This window comes from Loktanella atrilutea (genome assembly GCF_900128995.1).
Classification (GTDB): domain Bacteria; phylum Pseudomonadota; class Alphaproteobacteria; order Rhodobacterales; family Rhodobacteraceae; genus Loktanella; species Loktanella atrilutea.
Window position 1 is genome coordinate 1 of the sequence record NZ_FQUE01000023.1, and the last position, 21,113, is coordinate 21,113.

At 61.6% G+C, this 21,113-nt stretch carries 23 protein-coding genes; 16 read left to right on the top strand and 7 right to left on the bottom strand.

Features of this window, described 5'->3' with window-relative positions:
* Nucleotides 1-151: 151 nt before the first annotated feature.
* The 3 genes from BUA54_RS19580 (at nucleotide 152) to BUA54_RS19585 (ending at nucleotide 1,592) form a co-directional block, all read left to right on the top strand.
* Complete coding sequence (locus tag BUA54_RS19580; protein ID WP_072858940.1) at nucleotides 152-550, top strand: response regulator; 399 nt, start codon at nucleotides 152-154, stop codon at nucleotides 548-550.
* A gap of 125 nt (nucleotides 551-675) precedes the next feature.
* Nucleotides 676-837, top strand: a complete 162-nt coding sequence (locus BUA54_RS21660; protein ID WP_245810827.1) for a hypothetical protein — start codon at nucleotides 676-678, stop codon at nucleotides 835-837.
* A gap of 41 nt (nucleotides 838-878) precedes the next feature.
* Entirely contained in the window at nucleotides 879-1,592 is a 714-nt protein-coding gene (locus tag BUA54_RS19585) for an extracellular catalytic domain type 1 short-chain-length polyhydroxyalkanoate depolymerase (protein WP_245810829.1), read from the top strand.
* A 434-nt stretch (nucleotides 1,593-2,026) separates the two neighbouring features.
* Here the strand turns inward: BUA54_RS19585 and BUA54_RS19590 are convergent, their stop codons facing one another.
* The gene (locus BUA54_RS19590) at nucleotides 2,027-3,133 is read right to left on the bottom strand and encodes a sensor histidine kinase (protein ID WP_178352805.1); all 1,107 of its coding nucleotides are present in this window, start codon (nucleotides 3,131-3,133) and stop codon (nucleotides 2,027-2,029) included.
* Between the two features lie 867 nt (nucleotides 3,134-4,000).
* On the opposite strand from BUA54_RS19590, the gene BUA54_RS19595 reads away from it, so the two are divergent.
* From BUA54_RS19595 to BUA54_RS19610, 4 genes are all read left to right on the top strand, one after another.
* Nucleotides 4,001-5,044 carry an SH3 domain-containing protein gene (locus BUA54_RS19595; RefSeq protein ID WP_072858942.1) on the top strand — a complete coding sequence of 348 codons (1,044 nt, stop codon included), beginning with the start codon at nucleotides 4,001-4,003 and terminating at the stop codon, nucleotides 5,042-5,044.
* A gap of 218 nt (nucleotides 5,045-5,262) precedes the next feature.
* Nucleotides 5,263-5,562, top strand: coding sequence for a hypothetical protein (locus tag BUA54_RS19600; RefSeq protein WP_072858957.1), 300 nt, complete (start codon nucleotides 5,263-5,265; stop codon nucleotides 5,560-5,562).
* A gap of 1 nt (nucleotide 5,563) precedes the next feature.
* Nucleotides 5,564-5,872, top strand: coding sequence for a hypothetical protein (locus tag BUA54_RS19605; protein ID WP_072858943.1), 309 nt, complete (start codon nucleotides 5,564-5,566; stop codon nucleotides 5,870-5,872).
* Nucleotides 5,873-5,901: 29 nt separating this feature from the next.
* Nucleotides 5,902-6,192, top strand: coding sequence for a hypothetical protein (locus BUA54_RS19610; RefSeq protein ID WP_072858944.1), 291 nt, complete (start codon nucleotides 5,902-5,904; stop codon nucleotides 6,190-6,192).
* A gap of 37 nt (nucleotides 6,193-6,229) precedes the next feature.
* Here BUA54_RS19610 and BUA54_RS19615 read toward each other — a convergent pair whose 3' ends face one another.
* Nucleotides 6,230-7,132 carry a LysR family transcriptional regulator gene (locus BUA54_RS19615; RefSeq protein ID WP_072858945.1) on the bottom strand — a complete coding sequence of 301 codons (903 nt, stop codon included), beginning with the start codon at nucleotides 7,130-7,132 and terminating at the stop codon, nucleotides 6,230-6,232.
* Between the two features lie 266 nt (nucleotides 7,133-7,398).
* On the opposite strand from BUA54_RS19615, the gene BUA54_RS19620 reads away from it, so the two are divergent.
* The 6 genes from BUA54_RS19620 to BUA54_RS21440 all read left to right on the top strand — a co-directional run bounded on the left by BUA54_RS19620 (nucleotide 7,399) and on the right by BUA54_RS21440 (nucleotide 13,116).
* Nucleotides 7,399-7,710 carry a hypothetical protein gene (locus BUA54_RS19620; protein WP_072858946.1) on the top strand — a complete coding sequence of 104 codons (312 nt, stop codon included), beginning with the start codon at nucleotides 7,399-7,401 and terminating at the stop codon, nucleotides 7,708-7,710.
* Between the two features lies 1 nt (nucleotide 7,711).
* Nucleotides 7,712-8,086: a GlsB/YeaQ/YmgE family stress response membrane protein gene (locus BUA54_RS19625; protein WP_084114681.1), complete on the top strand. Its 375-nt coding sequence runs from the start codon at nucleotides 7,712-7,714 to the stop codon at nucleotides 8,084-8,086.
* A 108-nt stretch (nucleotides 8,087-8,194) separates the two neighbouring features.
* On the top strand, nucleotides 8,195-11,632 hold the full coding sequence (locus BUA54_RS19630) for an autotransporter family protein (protein WP_072858947.1): 3,438 nt from the start codon (nucleotides 8,195-8,197) through the stop codon (nucleotides 11,630-11,632).
* A gap of 109 nt (nucleotides 11,633-11,741) precedes the next feature.
* Nucleotides 11,742-12,116, top strand: coding sequence for a hypothetical protein (locus BUA54_RS19635; RefSeq protein ID WP_072858948.1), 375 nt, complete (start codon nucleotides 11,742-11,744; stop codon nucleotides 12,114-12,116).
* Nucleotides 12,117-12,124: 8 nt separating this feature from the next.
* Nucleotides 12,125-12,283: a hypothetical protein gene (locus BUA54_RS21335; RefSeq protein WP_178352806.1), complete on the top strand. Its 159-nt coding sequence runs from the start codon at nucleotides 12,125-12,127 to the stop codon at nucleotides 12,281-12,283.
* Nucleotides 12,284-12,699: 416 nt separating this feature from the next.
* Entirely contained in the window at nucleotides 12,700-13,116 is a 417-nt protein-coding gene (locus BUA54_RS21440) for a hypothetical protein (protein WP_218588321.1), read from the top strand.
* A gap of 57 nt (nucleotides 13,117-13,173) precedes the next feature.
* Here the strand turns inward: BUA54_RS21440 and BUA54_RS21445 are convergent, their stop codons facing one another.
* Both BUA54_RS21445 and BUA54_RS19650 read right to left on the bottom strand, forming a co-directional pair.
* Nucleotides 13,174-13,671, bottom strand: a complete 498-nt coding sequence (locus tag BUA54_RS21445) for a LysR family transcriptional regulator (RefSeq protein WP_218588322.1) — start codon at nucleotides 13,669-13,671, stop codon at nucleotides 13,174-13,176.
* Between the two features lie 937 nt (nucleotides 13,672-14,608).
* A complete protein-coding gene (locus tag BUA54_RS19650) occupies nucleotides 14,609-15,496 on the bottom strand; it encodes an SDR family oxidoreductase (RefSeq protein ID WP_072858950.1) in 888 nt (295 codons plus the stop codon).
* Between the two features lie 97 nt (nucleotides 15,497-15,593).
* Between BUA54_RS19650 and BUA54_RS19655 the strand changes: the two genes are divergently transcribed.
* Nucleotides 15,594-16,139: a TetR family transcriptional regulator gene (locus BUA54_RS19655; protein WP_072858951.1), complete on the top strand. Its 546-nt coding sequence runs from the start codon at nucleotides 15,594-15,596 to the stop codon at nucleotides 16,137-16,139.
* 683 nt (nucleotides 16,140-16,822) lie between these two features.
* Here BUA54_RS19655 and BUA54_RS19660 read toward each other — a convergent pair.
* The 3 genes from BUA54_RS19660 to BUA54_RS19670 all read right to left on the bottom strand — a co-directional run bounded on the left by BUA54_RS19660 (nucleotide 16,823) and on the right by BUA54_RS19670 (nucleotide 19,164).
* Nucleotides 16,823-17,287: a BLUF domain-containing protein gene (locus BUA54_RS19660; RefSeq protein WP_072858952.1), complete on the bottom strand. Its 465-nt coding sequence runs from the start codon at nucleotides 17,285-17,287 to the stop codon at nucleotides 16,823-16,825.
* A 369-nt stretch (nucleotides 17,288-17,656) separates the two neighbouring features.
* Nucleotides 17,657-18,091, bottom strand: a complete 435-nt coding sequence (locus tag BUA54_RS19665; RefSeq protein ID WP_245810832.1) for a response regulator — start codon at nucleotides 18,089-18,091, stop codon at nucleotides 17,657-17,659.
* A gap of 23 nt (nucleotides 18,092-18,114) precedes the next feature.
* On the bottom strand, nucleotides 18,115-19,164 hold the full coding sequence (locus BUA54_RS19670) for a sensor histidine kinase (RefSeq protein WP_072858954.1): 1,050 nt from the start codon (nucleotides 19,162-19,164) through the stop codon (nucleotides 18,115-18,117).
* A 785-nt stretch (nucleotides 19,165-19,949) separates the two neighbouring features.
* Here BUA54_RS19670 and BUA54_RS19675 point away from each other — a divergent pair.
* On the top strand, nucleotides 19,950-20,513 hold the full coding sequence (locus BUA54_RS19675) for a hypothetical protein (protein WP_072858955.1): 564 nt from the start codon (nucleotides 19,950-19,952) through the stop codon (nucleotides 20,511-20,513).
* Entirely contained in the window at nucleotides 20,510-20,959 is a 450-nt protein-coding gene (locus BUA54_RS19680) for a hypothetical protein (protein WP_072858956.1), read from the top strand. Before BUA54_RS19675 ends, BUA54_RS19680 begins: the two co-directional genes overlap by 4 nt.
* Nucleotides 20,960-21,113: the final 154 nt, after the last annotated feature.

A 21,113-nucleotide genomic window follows, 5' to 3' on the forward strand; every position in this document is an offset into this window, starting at 1 on the left:
CCTTGTCGATCGGGCGGGCGCGGCGCGCCATCCCGGAAATCCTCGATGATCAGGCCAATGGGCTAAGCGCGATGAGCCGGGAGATCATCGGCGACGCGTTCTGGCTTGCGAACAGCGTAAGCAGGCAAACATTTTTAGAAACGAGAAGCAGATGAAGAATGGTAGGGCTATTGTCCTCGTGGTCGAAGACACGGCGATCATACGTATGAGGGCCGTCAACCTCGTAGAATCAGCTGGTTACGAGGCGCTGGAAGCCTGTGATGCGGACGAAGCCATCCGGATTTTAGAGGCGCGCGATGACATCGATCTGGTCTTCACCGATGTGCAGATGCTTGGCACGATGGATGGCATCAAGCTGGCGCACTACATCCGTGACCGGTGGCCTCCGGTCAAACTCTTGGTCGCGTCGGGCATGGCGACAATTGAGGAAAGCAGCCTGCCAATAGGCAGCCTGTTTTCCGCAAAACCCTACAGCGAGCATGAAATAGCTGACAAGATGGCCAGATTACTGGCAAGCAACAACAAATCGTTCGCAGAAGTTGACGACTGATTGGCTTCCCCGAGGCCGCGATGGGTCAGCAGCGCACTGGGGCCGATCACTCGGATTGGAACGATTGTAGGAACCATGCGTTGCTTTCTCGGTGGCCTATACCGGTTTCCAAAAAAGGAGACTTCGTGTCGGCATCAGCTGAACCCCTCAATCGTTTGACGGCCCTGGACCGTTTCGGCACCGATCCCGGCGCGCTTCGGGCGGACATCTATATCCCGAAGAACTTCCCGAAGAACGGCCCTCTCGTCGTCGTGCTCCATGGCAGTGGCCAGTCGGCGGAAAGCTAAACAGCGGATCAGGCTGGTCGGCACTCGCCGATGAGTGCGGGGTGGCGTTGCTGTTTCCTGGGCAGCGACGGTCCAACAATGCAGTAAGCAGCTTCAACTGGTTCAAGCCGGGTGACAGTCACCGTGGCCACGGCGAGCCCCTTTCCATTCGGCAGATGATCAGCCGTGTGAGCGATCAGCACGCCATAGATCCATCGCGCATCTTCATCACTGGCCTTTCATCAGGCGGCGCCATGACATCTGTGATGCTCGCAACCTACCCGGAGGTCTTCGCTGGAGGTGCGATAATTGCCGGACTACCATACCGCAGCGCCAATACGCTGATGCAGGCCCTTTTTCGTATGAAGGGTCATGGCGGCCCGTCGGATCGCAAGCTCGATGCGCTTGTTCGTGAAGCCTCAAACGCGACGGACGACTGGCCGACGATTTCAGTCTGGCATGGCGGAAGTGATACTACTGTCGATCGCTCGAATGCCGGCTCTATCGTTCGACAGTGGCAAAAGATCCACGGCGTCGCAGGACCGCCGACACGGGAGGAGATCGTCGACGGCTTTCCCCGGCGGGTCTGGTGCAACGAGATCGGACGGGTCGTGATCGAGGAATACATCATTGAAAGCATGGGCCACGGCACCCCCATCCAGGCAGGGGGAACGAAGGGTTTGGGCGAAGAAGGAAAATACATGCTGGAAGTCGGGATTTCCTCGACCCGCCACATCGCAGAGTTTTGGGGGCTGACCTCTGCACGGGGCAGATAAGCGAACGTTCTGCGACCAGAAACGGCCGTGATCAAATCGACCTCAGGTTCATCGGTCCACCCAGGGCCAAATTGATGCTGGCTTCCCGAACGATCGCTTTGAGGTTTGCCATTATGTATGATCCATATCCCGAAAAGGTTGCAATGGGCGATTGCGCAGGCTCGGGGCTACCCTGCGCCCGTTCCGTCGCCAAGGGCAGCAGATCGAAGTGAAGAGCCCACACCGGACGGTGGAGTTCAGCGTACCAAGATATAGTTGACAGCTCTGCCGAGGCCACGCTCTTCCGTCTATTTTTGCCGACTATCCTCATCCATCTGCTAATGCAGCTGATGGTGAAAGCCCCTTGCCTTTTATTTCAGTGGCACCGAGGCGGGTATCAAGCTCGACGCAGCTTGCTACTGACGTAGCTGGACGCGGTGATAGATATTATTTTGTTAGCTAGCCTGAGAATTCGTGCTGGACTGCTTTTCAGTTAGATCTTGCTGTGCAGCCTTTACGCCAAGCTTCTCTAGGTGTGCCTGGAGGGCAAACCTGAAACCAACCGGCAAGTAGTCAATCTGAGGAACCTCCCCAAGCTCATTCGCCAGCGCCAGGATCAAACGAGTTCCGTAACCTTGGCGCGCAGGTGGCGCCACAGCAGGACCATCATTCTCCTGCCAGAACACCCTAAGGATATCGCCGGACAGGTCCCAAAAAATGCGTATCCGGCCACGTTCGTTAGCGAGCGCTCCATATTTCATCGCGTTGGTATTAAGTTCGTGAAATATCAATGTCAGCGCTATAATCGCGCTGGAATTGATCATTACCTCCGGCCCCTCAACGATGATCCGATCTTCGTATCCCTCCATATCCAAGACGCCCCTGATTAGGGCGGAGAGTAACGCGTTGTCGTGGTTGGATTGCGTCAGTAGATCATGCGCACGATCCAGTGCCGCGATCTGCGTCCGGATGATGGCTGCAACATCGTCTTTGCTGACGGCACGTCGCACCGACTGGTTCACGATGGCTTGCACGACGGACAGTGTGTTCTTCATCCGATGTTTCAGCTCGCCCATCAGCAATTCGGTACGGGCTTCGGCCTCGAGCTGCGCTGTCGTCTCGACGACGGTCAGAAAGATTCCCCTCACGATGCCGGTATCGTCCCAGATCGGGCTATGGCTGTGGGTGAAGTAGGCGTCCTTCATTGCGCCATCGCGGTCAGGCGTATAGCGCGCGTTCTCGGTATAATAACTATCCCCCGCCAGAACTTTTTGGAAGAACGGGTCTAGCTGATCCCACATCTCGGACCACCAGTCTTGCGCAGGTTGCCCCAAGTGGCCGGGGTGCTTCCGCCCAAGCCTGGCCGCATAAACATCATTGTAGAACGTATGGTGGTCAGGTCCCCAATGCACCATGGTGGCAAATTTGGACGTGAGGCATGTTCGGACGGCTGTTTTTAGCTCCGCTGGCCACTGCGATGGCTCGCCTAAAGGATGGTCCGACCATTCCATAGCGTTCAAGATTGCCGAGCATTCGCCGCCAATGGCAGGAAATGGTCTCATGGGGGAAAAAGTCGTGCTCATACGGGCAAACTAAAGGCAGCCGTGCAGTGGCACAATCTGAGAATGTCCTCAAAAAGGCGGACGTGGTCCTTCAGTGCCGGTTATGTTCCACTGTCGGCGGTTGAGCCAAAAAGGCGCGCTCGATCCATCCGCCATGAGGTGTGGTTAGACGTGCCAAACGGCGTACATAATCTGAGCAGCTGCCGCCAAGGCCAGTTGCCACCCTTTACTTCCGTGAAGCGCTGACTATGCCTCTCACAGCCTGAGTATTTGCTGCAGTCAGATGCAGCAGACGTTATGCTGCAACATCAATCAACTGCCGATCATTGCGGCGGTATCCTTGGTGAATTGAACGACAAGGCTGTAGGGATAGCGAGCGACCGCTTCGTCCCGCAGAGCATACCTTACCCGATCTGTATCACTACGCGAGGCACCAATGTCCGGTATGGGGAACCTGCATCGCCTCGCTCATAAGGCGCCGAGTGGCAGCTAAGGGCCGGACATACCGATGACCTGGCCCGGGGATGAATGCTCTGCTGTACCGCCGCTCGTTCGGTTGAAGTGATTCCACCGGCTGCATCCAAGGTCGCGTCGCCTAACGGGCGACGGCGGTTCAATCGGCATAATGCCGCGCGCAAGCGCGGTTTTCTAACAACGTGATCGATCCACGATTGATTCAATCGCGGCGGCAATCAAATATTTCTCAGCCGCGCTTGGCTGACAAGCTCTATCGGATGGGGACCATAAGAAACGCGCGCATCAAATGCGAATTCGCCAACTGACTGCCAAACGACGGCGCGGTAGTCCGCGCCTCCATCGGTCGGCACGATGCCGGCCGAATATCAAAGCTGGCGCGGGGAAACAGTCATGACGTTCATCGCAAATCTCGCTGCCGCTGCGATCCTCTGTGCCACGACGACATTCGCCTTGGCCCATGATCGCAGCGTCGATGTCCGGTTCGCCCCCGGTGCCACGGGCACGACCGTCGAGGACCACGTTGTCGGTCGCGATACCGTACTCTTCAATGTCGGTGCGGAAGCCGGACAAGTGATGGAAGTGGCTCTGTCCGCCAACAACACGGCCGCATATTTCAACGTGTACGAACCCGGACGCGGCCCCGGAGACGAGGCCCTCGCCGCAAGCGAGACCACCAACCCGATTAACGCCTGGCGCGGCAGCCTTTTAACGTCAGGGACGTATACGGTCGCCGTCTACCTTTATCGCAACGCCGCCCGCCGGGGCGAACAGGCCGACTTCACGCTCGATATCTCCGTCCTCGGCCAGGCGGGCGAGAGAGTCGAGGGCGACTTTGTCGACGGCCTTGCGGGCGGTCCCGACTTCCTCCAGGCCGCCATCGAGGGCGGCGATACGTTGAACCTGCGCGCCCGTCCGTCCGCAGGCGCGAGCATCGTCACCCGGCTCATAAACGGACAGAACGTCCGCAACCAAGGTTGCCGAATGTCCGAGGGCCGCCGCTGGTGCCGCGTGGCGACACTGGCCGATCCGGGATACGAAGGCTGGGCCGCGGGCGACTTCCTGGTCGCGGGGGAAGGGATCGCCCTGTTGCTCCCCGAGGAACCGCCGGGCCGATCTGTGGGTGACGCCGTCGAGCCGGTCACCTTCGCCCCGGGCGCTTCGGGGGCCAGATTGATGGGTCGTCTCGATCCAGGCGCTGCACGCAGCTATACGTTAGATGCGCGGGACGGGCAGTTTCTAACGGTACAGGTTCTAGGCCAGGGCCCGGCAATCTCGTACTCGATCCTCAATCCGGATGGGACGGCTCTGCTAGAAGAGTTGACGAGCGATCGGGATTACCGAGGTCAGCTCTGGCAGACGGGTGTCCATGTCGTCCAAGTCATGAACCACACGGCCAACGTCGCCAACTTTAAAGTTGTTTTTGGGATCGAGTAGGCGAACCATCGGATTTTCGGGAAGATCGTAGATGTCCTGCGATAGGCAATCCTGAACCAGAATAACTCGAACATTCTCGACTCTATCGAGGCAGGAACGGACTACGACCAGCAGTTCCGGCTATGCAGGAACTACGTGGTCAAGGCCATTAATGGCGGATCTTACGGCGAATCTCCAACGTCATGTCCGCCATTGCGAAGGAGGTCGAGGAGTCGGCAATGAGACGTGCGCTCACCTGCCGATGGTTGCTCAGACTTCTCGCGATGGTCTTTGTGCTGGCGCTGATCCTGTTCGCGATCGGGCGGCTTGGTCTTTTCGGCGCCCACCGCGATCCGCTGTCGGCCGTGTTCCTGATACCCCTCGGCCTGCCGTGGGTCCTGCTCTCGGACCGATTGCCGGACCCGCTCTGGCCGATCGCCGCGGCGCTCGCTCCACTTCTCAATCTTGCGCTGCTCGCACGTCTGTGCCCGTGGACCGCGCGCCGAGATGGCGCGGCATCACCTGAAAGGAACGAATGAAATGGGCAAACTTGTGACTGGGGCAATCGGACTGGTGATCGGCCTTGTCTTAGGGGCGATCTTCGGCGGTGCCCTGAAGATCGGCGCGGCCGCGGGCGTGAGTGCCGCGACCGGGATCGGCGCCGGCATCTGCTCGACCGTCATCGCAGCTCAGGAGGAAGGCCTGCTCACGCCGGAGGAGGTCGATCAGGAGCTGACCCGGGCCGCCCGGGACATGGTCTCGATTACGGACGACTTGAGCGGTGAGATCGTCGGCAGCGCGGCGGGCTGCAAGGCGATCATTGACAGGCTGCGCGCGGCGATTGACTGATATCCCATCATGGCAGATCGGATCGCGACATGACCCGCACATTGAACGTATCGTCGGTTGCGGCCCTCGTCCTCGCCGGGTCCGTCTGGGCATCGGCGCAGTCGCCCGATTACATGAGAGAGGATTGCATGGTAGCCTCCCACGGCTTCTACCAAGCGGTCGACGCCCGGTCCGAGACCACGTACGAGGGCCAGCGCACGGACGGCACCCATGCGGTGAAAGGTCTAATTTATCCCGAGAACCGGGTGTCGGACTTTCAGCACTTTGACGACGAGACTAGCCCATTTCATTTCTTTCGCGATCATAGAGCGACGCGTTAGGATTAAGAGATAACCTATCTTAAAATGACGGCCTCGTTCATTTCGGTAGCGAACTCAGCGTGTCTACTGCCTCGCGCTGCATCCAGTTCGCGAATTGGCGCAACCCCCGGTCGTGGGCGCGGGACTCCTTGAAACAGGCCTTGTAGGTCCGGCCGGATGATACGACCGGAACATGGTGCCGATCCAGCCGACCCGCCGCCAGCGCGGCGGCGGCGACGAAATCGGGGACCAACGCGATGCCGAGGCCGGCTTCAGCCAGAGCCATCGCCAGCAGGTAATGCGTGCACCCCGTGAAACCGCGATGAGACAGGACATCGAAATCCAGCTCCGCGCCGATGGCGAACCGGCGCCAATCCGTCATCTCCTCGCCTGGCATGCAATCCGTCGTAATCAGCGGAAGCGTGTCCCGCTGCTCGCCGCTCACCGTGGCTCCGATGACCGCGGTCAAATGCTCCTCGAAGAGCGGCGTGCAGATGAAACCGAGCTTCGTCTCCTGGGCCGTGATGATGCAATCGGCAACGTCCTGTGTCTGATCTGGATGTTCGGCATAGAGCCTAATTTCGAGCCGGGTTTCCGGACAGCGTTCCACAAAGGCTGGCAGACGCGGCGCGAGCCAGTGGGGGCCAAAGGAGGAACAGACCGCCACGCGCAAGACATCAGACGTGCCGCCGATCATGTCACGCAAGGTGGCGGCGAGGTGTTCGAAGGTGGAGGAGACCTGCACAGCGAGCATCTCGCCGGCGGGGGTAAGGGCGACCCCCCGACCGGAGCGGACAAAAAGCTCCTCCCCCAGGGTCCGGCTGAGGTCGCGCATCTGGTGACTGACGGCACTGGAGGAAATCCCGAGCTCCTTTGCCGCCCGCAGCAACGACTTGTGCCGTGCAACCGACTCGAAATACTGCAGCCTGCGGATGTAGGCGGGGTTGAGATGGTGGTCCACGGAAGGTCCTTCGTCAAATTCGGCTCATGCCCGACGTCGTGGGCCACGGCGGTCGTGGGCGACGTCGCGTGGTCGGGGCATCGTGTCGCGATAGAATGTCATATCGGCGCATGCCGTCCGTGATTCTGTCAAGCTGCACGCGAATGAGGGCACTTTCCGCGCCTTTAAGTTGAGTCCACCTCAAGTCTTCCTGAATTGTTTCATTTGTCCGATTGCTCGCCTCTCGCGATAGTGAACGTATCGTCAACACATGGAGGGCCGAGGAGATGAAGAAGTTGACCGCCTTGATTGTCATGGCCCTGACAGGCCTGTCCGGCTGCGCGGGCGGCGAGGTGTCCGACTCCATGGACATGTCACCGGGACAACCGACGGTCGGCAGCAGCACAGACCTAAGATCCTTCGAGGGCGCGCGAGCCGGTCAGAGCGAAATGGGCATCCAGTCTCTTGGCTATCAGCTAATCCGGACCCAGGGCCTGACCGCCTACTGGTTCAATCCCGCGACGGGCGCGTGCGCCGAGATCGTGACCGCGGACGGACGCTACAGCTCCGTTCGCATGCTCCCAGCCGAGGACTGCTAAGGTGGGGCATCACCCGCTTGATTGCCGCATCCTGTCTGCCGCGGTGGTTTTCACCATCTGGCAAATGTCGCGCCCGGCTTGGGCCCAGGCCGCAGCGGATGATGTCGCGGGACGGGCCATCGGCGGGGTCCTCGGCATCGTGATCGCCCTGGTCGTCGGCGCGCTGATCGGCTGGGTCGCCAGCATAGTCGTTAAGGGTAGCGGATCGGGTGTCCTCGCGGACATTTTCTACGGCATCTGCGGAGCGATGCTGGCGGGATGGATCCTCGGGATGCTGGGCCTGTCCGCCGGCGGCATCCTGGGCGGTCTGATTGCCTCGGTCGTCGGCGCGATCGTCGTGATCCTCGTCGTCCGCGTGGTGCGCCGTGCCGTCTGAACTCGCATGGGCAGACGGACGCTGTTCCGGCCGAAGACCCTGGCGGACCGATCCCGAAACGACATGACCCGGACAACGATGACCTGATTCCAACGTGAGGTAAGCGAAATGGATGTTCTGCTGCGGTCAATCAGAAGAAAAGGCCGTCTTCTTGCGACAGCCGGCGCCCTGACCCTATGCGCCGCGACGCTGGCGCATGCCGAGACTTGGACCGGTACATCGCCTGTATTGGGCAACCTGTGGCGCGATCCGGCGAATTGGACGCCACTGTCCTTTCCCGATGCGGTCGGCGCGACCGCGGTGTTCGGCCTGCGAAAGGATCGGGCTTCGGTCAGCCTGACCGGGACCACGACGGTCGGCCAGATCGTCTTCGACAGCAAGGAAGGCTACGGAATCGTGCCCGTCGTCAACGCTGGTGCGCCGGTGCTCGTCTTCAGCACCGCGACTGGTCCGACCACAATCACGTCGTCCGGCAACGGGGACCACGCGATCGCGGTGCAGATCCGCCTCGATGACGATCTGATCGTGACGAACGATGCGACGCGTCCGCTGACCCTGACGCGGACAATCGCGGGCCCCGGCAAGCTGGTGACGCGCGGATCCGGCCAGGTCTTCGTCAGAGCCCCGATCAGCAACACCGGCGGCTTCGAGATCCAGTCGGGATCGGTGCTGACGGCACCGGTCTTCCTGCCGGGTTCCGTCGTCAACGACGGGACGCTGATCCTGATCGGCGGAAATGGCCAGGTCTACACGGGGACCATCAGCGGCACGGGGGCGCTGCGCGTCAACGGCACGCGCGAGGTCGTCCTTGCGGGCGACAACACCTTTACCGGGCTCACCTTCATCGAAAGCGGCACGCTGACCTTGGGCAACCGCACGGCCGGCAGCCCGGGCACCGGCGCGGGTTCGATCGTCGGCGACGTCGTGAACAACGGTACGTTCCGGATCAACCGGTCCGGCAATCCGCTGCGGTATGGCGGCGACATCCTGGGCACCGGCAAGATCGAGGTGCTGCGTGGTGCCCTGGTCCTGCTTGGTGATGCGACGCCCGGCGGCGGCACCATCGTCCGCCAGGCCGGGGTCCTGTCGGTCGGCGTTAACGGCCGGACCGGATCCCTGGTCGGCGACGTCGCGCTGGATGGCGGTGCACTCACCTTCCGCCGGTCCGATGCCTACCGCTACAACGGCGCCATTACCGGCACCGGCGCGCTGAACCACGGCGGCTCCGGCCGGCTGACGCTGGCCGGGACCAGCACCTTCAGGGGGCTGACGACCGTGACCGGCGGCGGAACCCTTGACCTGGCAGGCAAGCTGGCCGGCGGCATCCGCCTGTTCTCGGACCCGGCGGCGGGTCCGTCCCGCCTCGAAGGGATCGGCAGCACGAGCGGCGTCCTGCGGGTGGCGGACGGATCCACCGTCGCGCCCGGCGCGGCAACCCCCGGCACGCTGACCGTGGGGACCCTGTACCTCGATGCCGGCAGCGTGTTGGAAATCGACGCGGTGCAGGGCCCGGGCGGCAGCCTGACCGCCGACCGGCTGAATGTCACGGGCAGCGCGACCTTCGGCGCGATGGATGCCGCGGGCCCCTTCGGTCCGACCGTGCTCGACGTCCGGTTCGACGCGAATGCCCCGGTCCCCGCCCTGGAGGGCATCACCGTGCTGACCGCGGGCACCGGCCTCGTGGGGCGTGCGCCGATCGTGCTGCTGGACCCGGCGTCCCTGCCGAACGGCCAGAACTTCCAGCTGGACCTGGAGGCGACGAACCTGGGCGGCACCTTTGCCGGGGCCGGTGAACTGATCCCTGCCGGGGCCGGCGGCGCGGGCGTCCTCGTCCTGCAGGTCCGCAACACCGATCCGACCTACCTGACGCCGAACCTGATCACCACGATCAACGCCCCCTACCTCGTGCCGTCCCAGCAGTCCGTGCTGAAGCCGACCATCGCGCCGCAGCTCGTGCCCACGGCAACGCCCACCGCGGTCCCGACCCTTGTGCCGACCCTGGTCAAGGGACCGACCTCGGTCGTGACGACGCCCGTCGTCGCCACGACGGGCGCGGGCACCACCCCGACCGGGATCAAGACCGTCCGCGGCGGCGTGTTGCTGGGCGGCGGCACGCTGGTGCCGCAGCCGCAGGTCACCGGAGGCGGCGTCTCGTCGCCGACGAACATCCCCCTCGGCACGGTCAGCACGGTCGTCGTCGTCGATCCGCCGGAGGAGGTGGTGACGATCGACGGCACATTCATCCCGGCCGACCCCAAGAATACGGACGTCGTGGTGGTCGATCCGCCCGACGCGACCACCACCGACATCTTCGTGTCGGTCTCCGGGTCATACGGGGCCATCGACCAGAGGAATGCCCGGCCCGGCGCGCGCTACGCGCTGATCTACGGGCCGCACAAGGTCGATGTCGCCCTCGTTCCGCTTAGCTATGGCAACCTGGTCCCCTTCGGCGTGGCGCAGACGGCGGCCCAGCGGCAGGTCGGTCGCGCCGTCGACAAGCTGCTGCCTGCAAGCCACGCCCGGCCGGGCACGCCGGGGCAGGCGCGGCTGGTGGCGGGTCTCTACCCGCTCGGGGCCGCGCAGATCGACACGGCACTCGCCGCGCTGTCGGGCACGGACCGCGACCCGACCTTCGTCAGCATCATGAACGATCGGCTGCTGCTAAATGCCATTTCGGCGCGGCAGGCGGTCGCCCGCGACGGGCTGGCCGGCGCAACCGAGGGACAGGGCCGGCATGCCTGGGGCGAGCTGGTCAGACGCGGCGTCACGGACGATGCCTACCTCGGTGGCGTGGACCTGCGGACCTGGGGCATCGCGCTTGGCGCGGACCAGGTCGTCGGGCCCGACCTGACCGGCGGCCTGGCGTTCGGCTACGCGGACACTTCCGCGGACCTGGCACGCGGCGGCTCCGGTGCCGTTACATCGCTGGAACTGGCGGCCTACGGCAGCTGGCAGCGGGACGACTGGTTCGCGAACGGAACCGTCGGCGTCGGCTTCCACCGCGTGGCGATAGACCGTGCGATCGCATTCGGTAGCCTCTCGGAGACGGTGACCGGCGAGGCGGACGCACGCAGCACGTTCATCGGTGTCGAGGGCGGCCGGCGGATCAAGACCGGGATGGGAACGATCGAGCCGACCGTCGCCCTGACCTACGCGCGGGTCCGGCGCGATGGCTATACCGAAAGCGAACCCAGCGTCCTGGCACGCCAAGTCTCTGCCGCGACCCTGAACGCCGGCCAAACGTCGATCGGCGTCCGGTGGACGGGCGAATACCAGGGGGACGACATGATGTGGCGTCCCGAGGTCGCGGCGGGCCTGTCCCGCGGTTTCGGCGATCCCGATGTCCTCGGAACGGCCTCTTTCCTGGGCGCGCCCGGCATGTCGTTCCCCGTCACCACGGCCGGTCCCAACCAGGATTCGGGTTTTGTAGAGGTCGGCATCTCGGGACGGTCGGCCGCGAGGACGTTCTTCGCGAGCTACCGGTTCACTGGCAACGACGACGTCGCGGACCATAGCTTCAGGGCCGGCCTGACAATCGCGTTCTGACACCCTGAATTCGTCCTGAAAGGAGGAGCCCCGCCACCACGAGCCTTCAGACCCACCCTCCCCTGAAGCGGGGGAGCAACGAAATATCCCTCGCAACAAGGAGTCAACTATGACTTTTTTGAAGATTTTGCTTTCGGGCCTCGCCATCGCGCTCCCCGGCACCGCGGCTTTCGCCCACATCCCCTCCCTCAACGCCTCATGTCCCGGCGGGATCGAGTTCCACGCGGACGAAGGCGGACCGGTCTACATCAACGGCGAGGAGGCCAAGGTCACGGTCTCTAACGGCGAATACATCGAGGCGTCGCACAAGGGCACCATGATCTCGATCACCGTAGGCGACGATGGCTCGGCCTCGGTCTCCTACACCGCGTCGGGGGGTGCCAACGGGATCTGCACCGTCAACGACAGTTTCTTCGGCCGGATGGAGACCTGCCCGGTCGATGTCACCGAAGCCGACCGTTACCGCTATCCCGCCTGCAACTGAGGTTCATCATGAAAATCCAGATCATCCTGTCGTCGTTCGCCCTTTCCGTCCTTGCGGCCTGTGCGGACATGCCGCTCGAGACCGACATCTCTCAGGCCAACATCAACTCGGTCTGCCCGGTCGACGTGACCGAAGCGGACCGCGCGAATTATCCGGCCTGCAACTGAGATCTACTGGCGAAATGAACCTTTGCAAGCGCGGCGTCCCGTCACGTAGCGCTTGCTATCGTGAAGATGTCGCATGAACGGCACCGCAGGTCCTGTACTCAAAAGGAATATTTGCGTGCCGCGGATCAAGCCCCCACCTATCACACACGCCCCCGTATATATCCGAACTCGAGCGTCGTGATGAGAAAATCCAAAGCTACTGAGTCGAAATCATCTGCAATAAGGTCGTGGGTCAAATGGCGACTTCGGGCCGCTTGCGTTGGCACTTCTTTAAGCAGGAAGGGCGGGGGCAGACATTCGCCGCATCAACGAACTGACCGGGACCGAGGCTAGAACACGAACGTCGCAGTTATGGCATCAACGACGAGATCTAATGGGACAAGTAGACTGGTGTGTCATCATCAACTTAGCTGAATTTGGCGAATGAACCCGCTTTCAATATGCGAATTGCTGGTAACGTCACGTATCTGAGGTGTCATGTTTTACAGCTTGCCGTGGTCCCGGCAGACCTCGATAAATGCGAGCAGGTGCCTTGGGGCGTGGCGACTTGGGTAATGAAGGCGGCATCCGGTGCGGGTGGGCCACTTCTCAGGCAGAACCGGCATAAGATTACTTTGCGCGAAATCGATTTCCAGCCAATTGCGGAAGGTCGCAATGATGCCGTTCCCGGCGCGCACGAAGCGTTACCCGGTGTCGATCGCATTAATGCTCAGAAGCAGGCGCGGGATCGGCTCGACCGTGATCTTCCTGCCGTTATCCATCAACTGCCAGGGCAGAAGCGGACCGTCCGGCAGGCGGTATTGATTGGCGTCGTGGTCGACAAGATCCCCTGAGGCTGCGGGCATGCCGCGCGCCTCGAGGTAATCCGGGGCAGCTGCGAGGGCAATTTGCTACATTCGTGGGCCGATCGGGATCGAGATCATGTCCTGCGCGAGAATGTCTTCGTAGCGGATGCCGGCGTCGCACCCGGCTGCGACGATATCCACGATTCCGTTCTCGACCACGATTTCGACCTCCACCTCCGGATGGCGGGCGCAGAACCCGGCCAGAAGCGGTGGAAGGATGTCAGGCATGACGGCCCCCGGCACGTTCAGCTTGAGCCGCCCGCGAACCAGATCTGCAGACTCTGCTGCCTCTGCCCGTGCTGCGTCCAGGCCGGCAAGGAGAGGCCCGATCCGTTCGGCCAGCCGCAAGCCAGCCTCGATAGCCGACATGCTGCGCGTTGTGCGCCGCAGCAGCGGCACCCCCAGTGCCGCCTCCATGCGGGTAATTGTGCTGCTGACCCTGGATGGTGCAAGGCCAAGCTTGCGGGCCGCGGCGCGAAAGCCGCCTTCGCGCACAACGGTGTGAAAGATGACCAGATCGTCAAGGCGTTCACTGTTCTTCATGAAGAACGAAGAATTCGATTTTTGCCATGTCGTCACCACCACGCAGTACAGCCATTGTCGCGTGACAGCGGCACTGGATCGTCCAGTGCAGTGCTTCGGAAAAAGGAGATTGCGATGCTTATCGTGACAGGTGCGACCGGACAGCTTGGCCGCAAAGTGGATGATCACCTTCTCACCCTGGTGCCAGCCAGCCGGATTGGGGACCGCACGCGCGAACCCGACAGGGCGGCCGACCTTGCCGCGGCCGGCATCCGCGTGCGGCGCGACAACTACGACGATGTCGCCAGTCTACGCCGTGCCTGGGAGGGGGCCGAACGGGTCCTGCTCATGTCGTCGAACGCGCGTGCGCATGGCGGGGATCCCATCGCGCGGCCATTTCCGTGGCGAGAAAGACCGGCGTCCGTCGCCTGCTTTACACAGGCCAAGTGTCTGCCGCGCCCGACTCGCGTTTCCCGCCCGGTCGCGATCATGCCGCGACCGAAGACATGCTGGTCCGTTCCGGCCTATCTTGGACCGCGCTGCGTCACGGTTTCTAAGCGGCAAGCGCCATCGCGCTGAATGCGCGCGGCCTTGCCCATCGGGACCTTTCTGGTCCCCCGGACGGCAAGGTTGCCAAGGCGACACACGGCGATCTGGCCGAGGCCGGTGCCCGGCTGCTTGCAGGCGATGGTGCGATCGACGGTACCATGCCGCCATTAACCGGTGCAAAGATCCTCGACTTGGCGGACCTCGGAGGTGACGGGACGCGCAATTACGCGAACGCTGGTGCAGGAGGATGAGATGGCGCGCAATGCCCGAGAAAGCGGTGCGTCGGACGGTGCGATCGCGCTCATGTTGGGCTACTTCCGGGCGGCGCACGCCGGCGAGTTCGATTGCTCCGACCCGACCCTTGCCCGCTTGCTGGGCTGGACACCGGTGCCGATGCGGGAACAGGTGACTATCCCTGATAGCCGGGCTGCGCGATGTCGGCGACAATGCCCGGCTGTTCGGGCTGCCAGCCAAGAGCCTTTTTCGTCCAGCTGTTCGACGCAGGGCCGTCGTTCGCGACCCACATCGCGAGTGGCCCGAAATGGGTCTCGGCCGCTTCGGGCGAGAGCGACGTGACCGGCAGCCCAAGCTGACGGCCGATCGCGGCGGCGATGTCCTTGAACGGGACGCCTTCCTCCGCCACCGCGTGATAGGCGGCGCCGCGCGCACCGCGCTCCAGCGCCAGCCGATAGACGCGTGCGGCGTCCAGGCGGTGGACGGCGGGCCACAGGTTCAGGCCCTCTCTGATATAGGCCGACACGCCCTTGTCGCGCGCCACAGCAGCCAACATCGGCACGAAGCCGTGGGTCTCGCCCTTGCCATGCACGGACCGCGGATTGCGAACGACGCTGGCGTGGATGCCGCGGTCTGCAAGCGCGAATGCCGTCTGTTGGGACGCACGCGGGAATGCGGGTATCACCTCGTGCCTGTCTGTTTCCATCGCCTTATCGCCCGTCGTGTGCAGGAAGCCGTCGGTGACGATGATCGGCCGCACCGATCCTGCGAAGACCTCGCCAAACGTTTCAATGGCGGTGCGATCTTCGGCGGCCAAGGCGTCGATGCGCGACACATCTACGCCGAAGGCGGTATGAATGATGCCATCCGCATCCGCCGCACCCCGGCGCAGGACGTCGACATCCGCGAGCGCGCCGACCAGGGGCGTCACGCCTGCGGCACGCAGGGCGTCGGCCTTGACCGGTGAGCTGGTCAATCCCGTGACAGTGTGGCCCACACCCAAAAGGTCCTGTGCGATCGCGGACCCGATCCAGCCGCTGGCACCCGTCAGAAATACACGCATGATCAATCTCCTTGCGCAGGCTTGCAGAGGTCATATGATCCCTGTCAGTCACTGACATAAGCTTGATGTCAGTGACTGACAAGGGGAGGCTTTGCGCATGGCCGATACTGCAAGGACGCGGCTGCAACAGGCGGCGGTAACGTTGTTTCGTGACAAGGGGTTCGACAGCACCACGGCGGCCGAGATCGCAGCCCTCGCAGGCGTGACGGAGCGCACATTCTTTCGGCACTTCGCCGACAAGCGAGAGGTGCTGTTCGACGGGCAGGCGGTGCTGCTGGAAGCGCTTCGGTCTGCGATCGAAAACGTCCCACAGGATGTACCGCCGCTACAAACCCTGTTTCGCGTGTTTCGGTCCGTCGTTCCGATCCTCGACGCCAACCGCCCTTTCTCGCAGCCCCGCCAGGCGGTGATTTCCGCCACACCGGCCCTGCAGGAGCGTGAGTTGGCCAAGATGGCAGCACTGGCCGAGGCACTCGCGCAGGCGTTGCGGGGGCGCGGCGTTACCGACGACCGGGCCACGTATGCGGCGCAGGTCGGAATGGCTGTCTTCGCGCACGTCACTTTGGCCTGGCTGGAAGAGGCTACTCCGAGCCTGGGGGACCGCCTTGATCGGGCCGAAAGGGACCTTGCAGATCTAATGTGACAGTCGATCCGCTTGCAAATTGCATGAGGAGGATGAGGTTGCTATCACAATAGCATGCCCGTGCCTTTACCCGTGGCGAAACGGCACACCATTTCGATTGCTCCGAGAACACCGTTTTTGGTCGATTTGTTACGATTTGCATGAACAGTTGACTGGTTTTTGACCTGATGCATCGACAATGCATAAGGTCATCCCTGCCGACTCCGCCGACAATGACACGCACTGCGAATGACCGGTCTGGGGAAATTGCATTGGATCGTAAGGTCCATCGATGGACGGCAGCTTTGGGCCGAGAGCGACGTCGGACCTGGCCGACGTGGTCGGCACCGGCCGTTGCGCGGCCGCACGACCGCTTTAAGCCCTCTTTACCGAATGCTATGCTGCAGCATTTTGCACGAGCAGAAAATTCGCCCTGATGCGATTGGCCCAAACAGGATTAAACACGCGCAACATGCTCATGCAGCAACTCGAGAGCGGGAAATACCAAGTGATATGCAGCGTGATGTTTCTGGCAGGCCCTTGCACAAAACACAGCACGCTTCTGCAGCGGTGATCATGAAAGCGGACTCCCATATTTAATTATAAATTATAAAGACGAAGCTAACGAGTTGATGATCCATGGGCGAGTGGATGAGAAATTTCGGACGCAAAAGAGCGCGATATGTAAAAATCGGACTTCAAGTTTAAGGTAATGAATCCACGAAGGGCGAAACCCATCGATTGCCTCTTGAGAAATTCCGAAACACTTCCTGAGCCAGGAGCAAAGCTATGTTTTTTTGGTCCGCGTTGCTGCCCTCTCCACCCTCCAAGTCGGCAAGTGACGTAATGTGTTGATCGGTGTGAAAGCCGATCTGATCGGGCCCGGCGTAACCCATAGCCCATGAGGCAAACGCGCGTGTCTCGGCCTCACCTTCCCACATCAAGGATATAGATGAATGGCGCGGATCGCGAAGAATGCGGGCATAGCAATTTACAACCAGGTCTTTATAACCTTCGAGAACTTGAAAGAACAATCTGTCGTGATACATCAGGACGCCGGAAATATCGTCTCGAGTATTACATCTCTCTGAAACGTTCAAAATATCAGAAAGTATGGATTCAACGAGCGCCGTGTTCGAGGTGCTGACGTATGCGATTTGATACGGCATGGATGGTTTTCCTTTTCAGTGCGGATCTCGCACATAAGCTGTGGCATTGCAGCAATGCCCAGGACTGCAATTTCAAAGAATAAAGCCGCATTTCGCAAGCCAGCGCAAAATTTAGCCGCGCCACAACCCTTAGGCTTTTCAAAAGATTTTGCGACAATTCACGAATCAGCCGCTACCATTATGCGCATTGAGTGTGCGATTCGATGTGTAGTGCGCGTCGGCTTTGTTCAGATCGGGGCAGATCCCGATTTTGCCAGACACTCAGGGTATTTGGCTTCTGCCAATATGATCACTTCGTTACGGCAATCTTTTGCGGCAATGCAACGGACTCAGGGTGCTTTTCCAATGCGTCCGCCTCAAGGAAGCCAATCATTCTTCTATCTTTGCGAAAGATCTGTCGTCGTCGTCCAGCAAGCGGATCATCTTGTCGACGATTTCCCGCTCGCCGTAAGGCTTTGCGGAGAACAGGCTCCCCGTTGGCAGACTGCTTTCCTCGATGATCGCCATACCTGACGCGACCAGTAGTTTGACCGGAGGCCATCGGTCGCGGATGTAGTGCGCCAGCTTGATGCCATCCATCGTGCCGGGCATCTGCACATCGGTAAAGGCCAGATCAATGTCCCCACGCGCCTCCAGTAATTGGATCGCTTCGTCCGCATCACAGGCTTCCAGCGCCTCGTAACCGGCTGATTCTACGAGGTGGATAGCCCCCATGCGTATAATCGCCGTGTCCTCGACCACGAGGACGACAGCCCTACCATTTTTCATCTGCGTCTCGTTTCTCAAAAGTTCTTTGGCCCGCACGCGTCGCCACAGCCTCGTGGTTCCTATGCCGCAGGCCGGATATCTTCATGGTGATCGATGTCGCCGAGATGACGGATCGTGACGCAAGTCCCGGGGCTCGCTCCACGTGTCTCAAGATCGCATTCCAGGTTTCGGGTCAGCGCTTCCACGATACCGGTTCCAAGGCCGGCTTTCGGAGCATTGCTGCCTGTCGGCATTCCGATGCCATCATCCGTCACCGAAAGGGTCCAATCCCCGCCGCTTGCATCGTAGGCGACCTTGATCGCACCCGTCGTTTGATCTGGGAAGGCATGTTTAAGGGCATTGATGACAAGTTCGGTGACAATAAGCCCCAGACTGACTGAAATCTTTGCGGTGACGGAGGCGTCATCGGCCTTGACCGATATTGAGAGCCGTTCTGGTTCGGCAATCATTGATGCACCGAGGCTGTCACAAAGTTGCGTGAGATAGCGAGAGATATCGACCGTGCCACCCGGAGAGGTTGAAAGCTGCTTTTGGACCGCCGCGATCGACATGACACGGTGGTGAGCATTGTGAAGATGACCGCGCACCTCTTCGGACTGCACCTTGCGTGCGCTCTGCATCAGGACGCTGGCAATGATTTGCAGACTATTGGCGACGCGATGCTGGATCTCCTGAAGCAGGATAGCCTTTTCCCGCACCAGATCGTCTTTGATCCGTGCTTCGGCCCGAACGTCCGTCACGTCAGTCACCGCAAGAAGAATCCGGATGCGATCCTTGTCGCCGTCGTCCAGTCGGCAGGCGTTGACGACCAGGTTCCGTATTCTCCGGTTCGGTCTCACCAAATCAATCTCATAGGCTTCGATTTGAGCGCTTCCCGCAGCGGTCGCCTTCAGAAGCGAGGCAAGCTTAAGCATTGCCCCCTCGCCGCTTCCGATCTTACTGATGTGTTTGCCAGGCAGGGTCGCCGCATCGATTTCGAATGCTCGGCAAAAGGAGTTGCTTGCAGCAATGACATCCAGTTGCTCCGAGAGAAAAAGCAGAGGCTCATGCGAAGATACCACCACGGCAAGTGTGCTTGCGGCTTCGGGGTCGAGAGGTGTTGTGGACATGATTGAAGTCATTTCCCGCCGGGACTTCGCGTCGTGGTGCGAAATACGGCAGCTACGCAGTCAGAGGGCACGCCTCCGCTGACGATCTCATAGCGACTACCACATCGTGCCTTGTTCGGCACCATCCTAAATTGGTTAAGGATCTCAACGTCTGAGACGCCGTGCAGAGAACGGCAAGGCACCCGACTGGCAGACCGCTCCCCCCAGATGTCGACATCCGAGTTCGCTTCAATTCAATATCCAAATTCAGTTCTGAGCGCGGCAAACGCGACGAATGACCGTTTCCCGACCGCGATAGCGCCCACTGCTGCAGCATAGTCTGGACCTTCGCGCCCACAGCGAATGGCTGGAACCTCCGCTCAGCGGACTTTGGGCTTTGGAAATTGCTGCGCAACACGCGAACGACCGCTTCGGTGAAGCTGAGTCGCGGCGTTGTCATTTAGGCTTAAAGTCAGCATTGGGCCGTTTGCAGCCCCCTGCCCTCCTGTTCAGCCGCATCGCTTCGTCTTCTGCGCGGCCACATTCTTTGGCGGAAGCGAACGTTCATTCAGTCACGCCATGCCGTCATAAACCGAACATGCTTCGCACCCATGGCGCGAAGTCGAGAGGGGCACCCTCTCGACGCTCTCCCGCATGACGCCGGCAGGAAGGTCGGTGGGATGGAGCAGATCGATGGCCTGTTCTCGTGCACGCGCCGGGTGACGCGCACGAGAACAGACCCCGACCGATAGAGGGCAAGGGAGAACGGGCGCGTCGGTTCACGCAACAGCAACCGAGGAGCTGATATGCTCGATTTTACCCAGACGAACCCGAAGATGACGGCCGCCTGGCAGGACCACATTGCGCACGGCGACATCGTGTCGTTCCGTTTCCCCTTGGCGGAAGAAGGCGCAGGAGAGAGCCCAAAGGCCCGGCCCTGCGTCGTGCTCGACATCGAGCGGATCGGCGACAGGCGCTACGCGCTCTTGGCCTACGGCACGACGTCACGGCGGCAGTCGAATGTCGGCTACGAGATCCACATCCGCAAGCAGGACGACTACGCCGCCGCTGGGCTGAACGAGCCTACGAAGTTCGTCGGACGCCGCCGCCTGCTGGTGCCGCTCACGCACAGCGGCTTCGTCATCTGCGCGGCCGTTGGCGCGCCGGTGCTGGGCAGCCTCGCCGGTGCACCGCTGAAGCGGCTGAACGTGGTGCGGGGACGCATTCACGCCGACCGGGACATCGCCGAGCATCGCCGCCGCTACAACGCACCGCGCCGCCCACGGCGCGCGGCCGTGCGCGACAAGGATTTCACCGTCGAACAGCGTAGCCCGAAACGCCGCGCTGTCAGACCGGCGGTGCGGACATGAAGGGGGCTGCGTGCCGGTCGCTGACGGCCGAGCTTTTCGACATCGTCCGGATGGCCGTCGGCTATCGTCGGACGATGCCAGATCATCTGCTCACGCAGATCGTTCCACACATGCCGTCAGGCGACATGATCGCCATCGATGACCTCATCAGCTGCCTATTGGACACGGACGGGCTGCACGACGATCTGGCCGATCACCTCGAAGGGGCGATCGCGACAATTCGTAGTTGCATCGCAGCCGGCACCGAGCGCCGTGACGTTCCGATCCCGCCGGAGCGTCTGATTGGCTGCGATGCCGCACACGACATCGTCGACGTATTGAGTCCGGACGCCGAAGCGCTGCGGGCCGCCCTGCCCGCTGTCGAGGCCCTTTCCCGCGCCACGCGGCACGCCCTCGATTTCGCGGAAGGGGTGCGCGTGAGCCGGCAGATGCTGTCGGCCGAGTGACGCAGCACGGATACCAAACGGCGGCGCGTTCTGCGCGCCGCTCTTGAGGGCCTCCGGGTCCCTGCCGCCGGACCGGATCATCCGGCGTCTGGCGCGCCGGCATCCATCCTTCTGCTGCCCCCGCCGGCGCGCCGCTTTGCCATGACGATCTGGA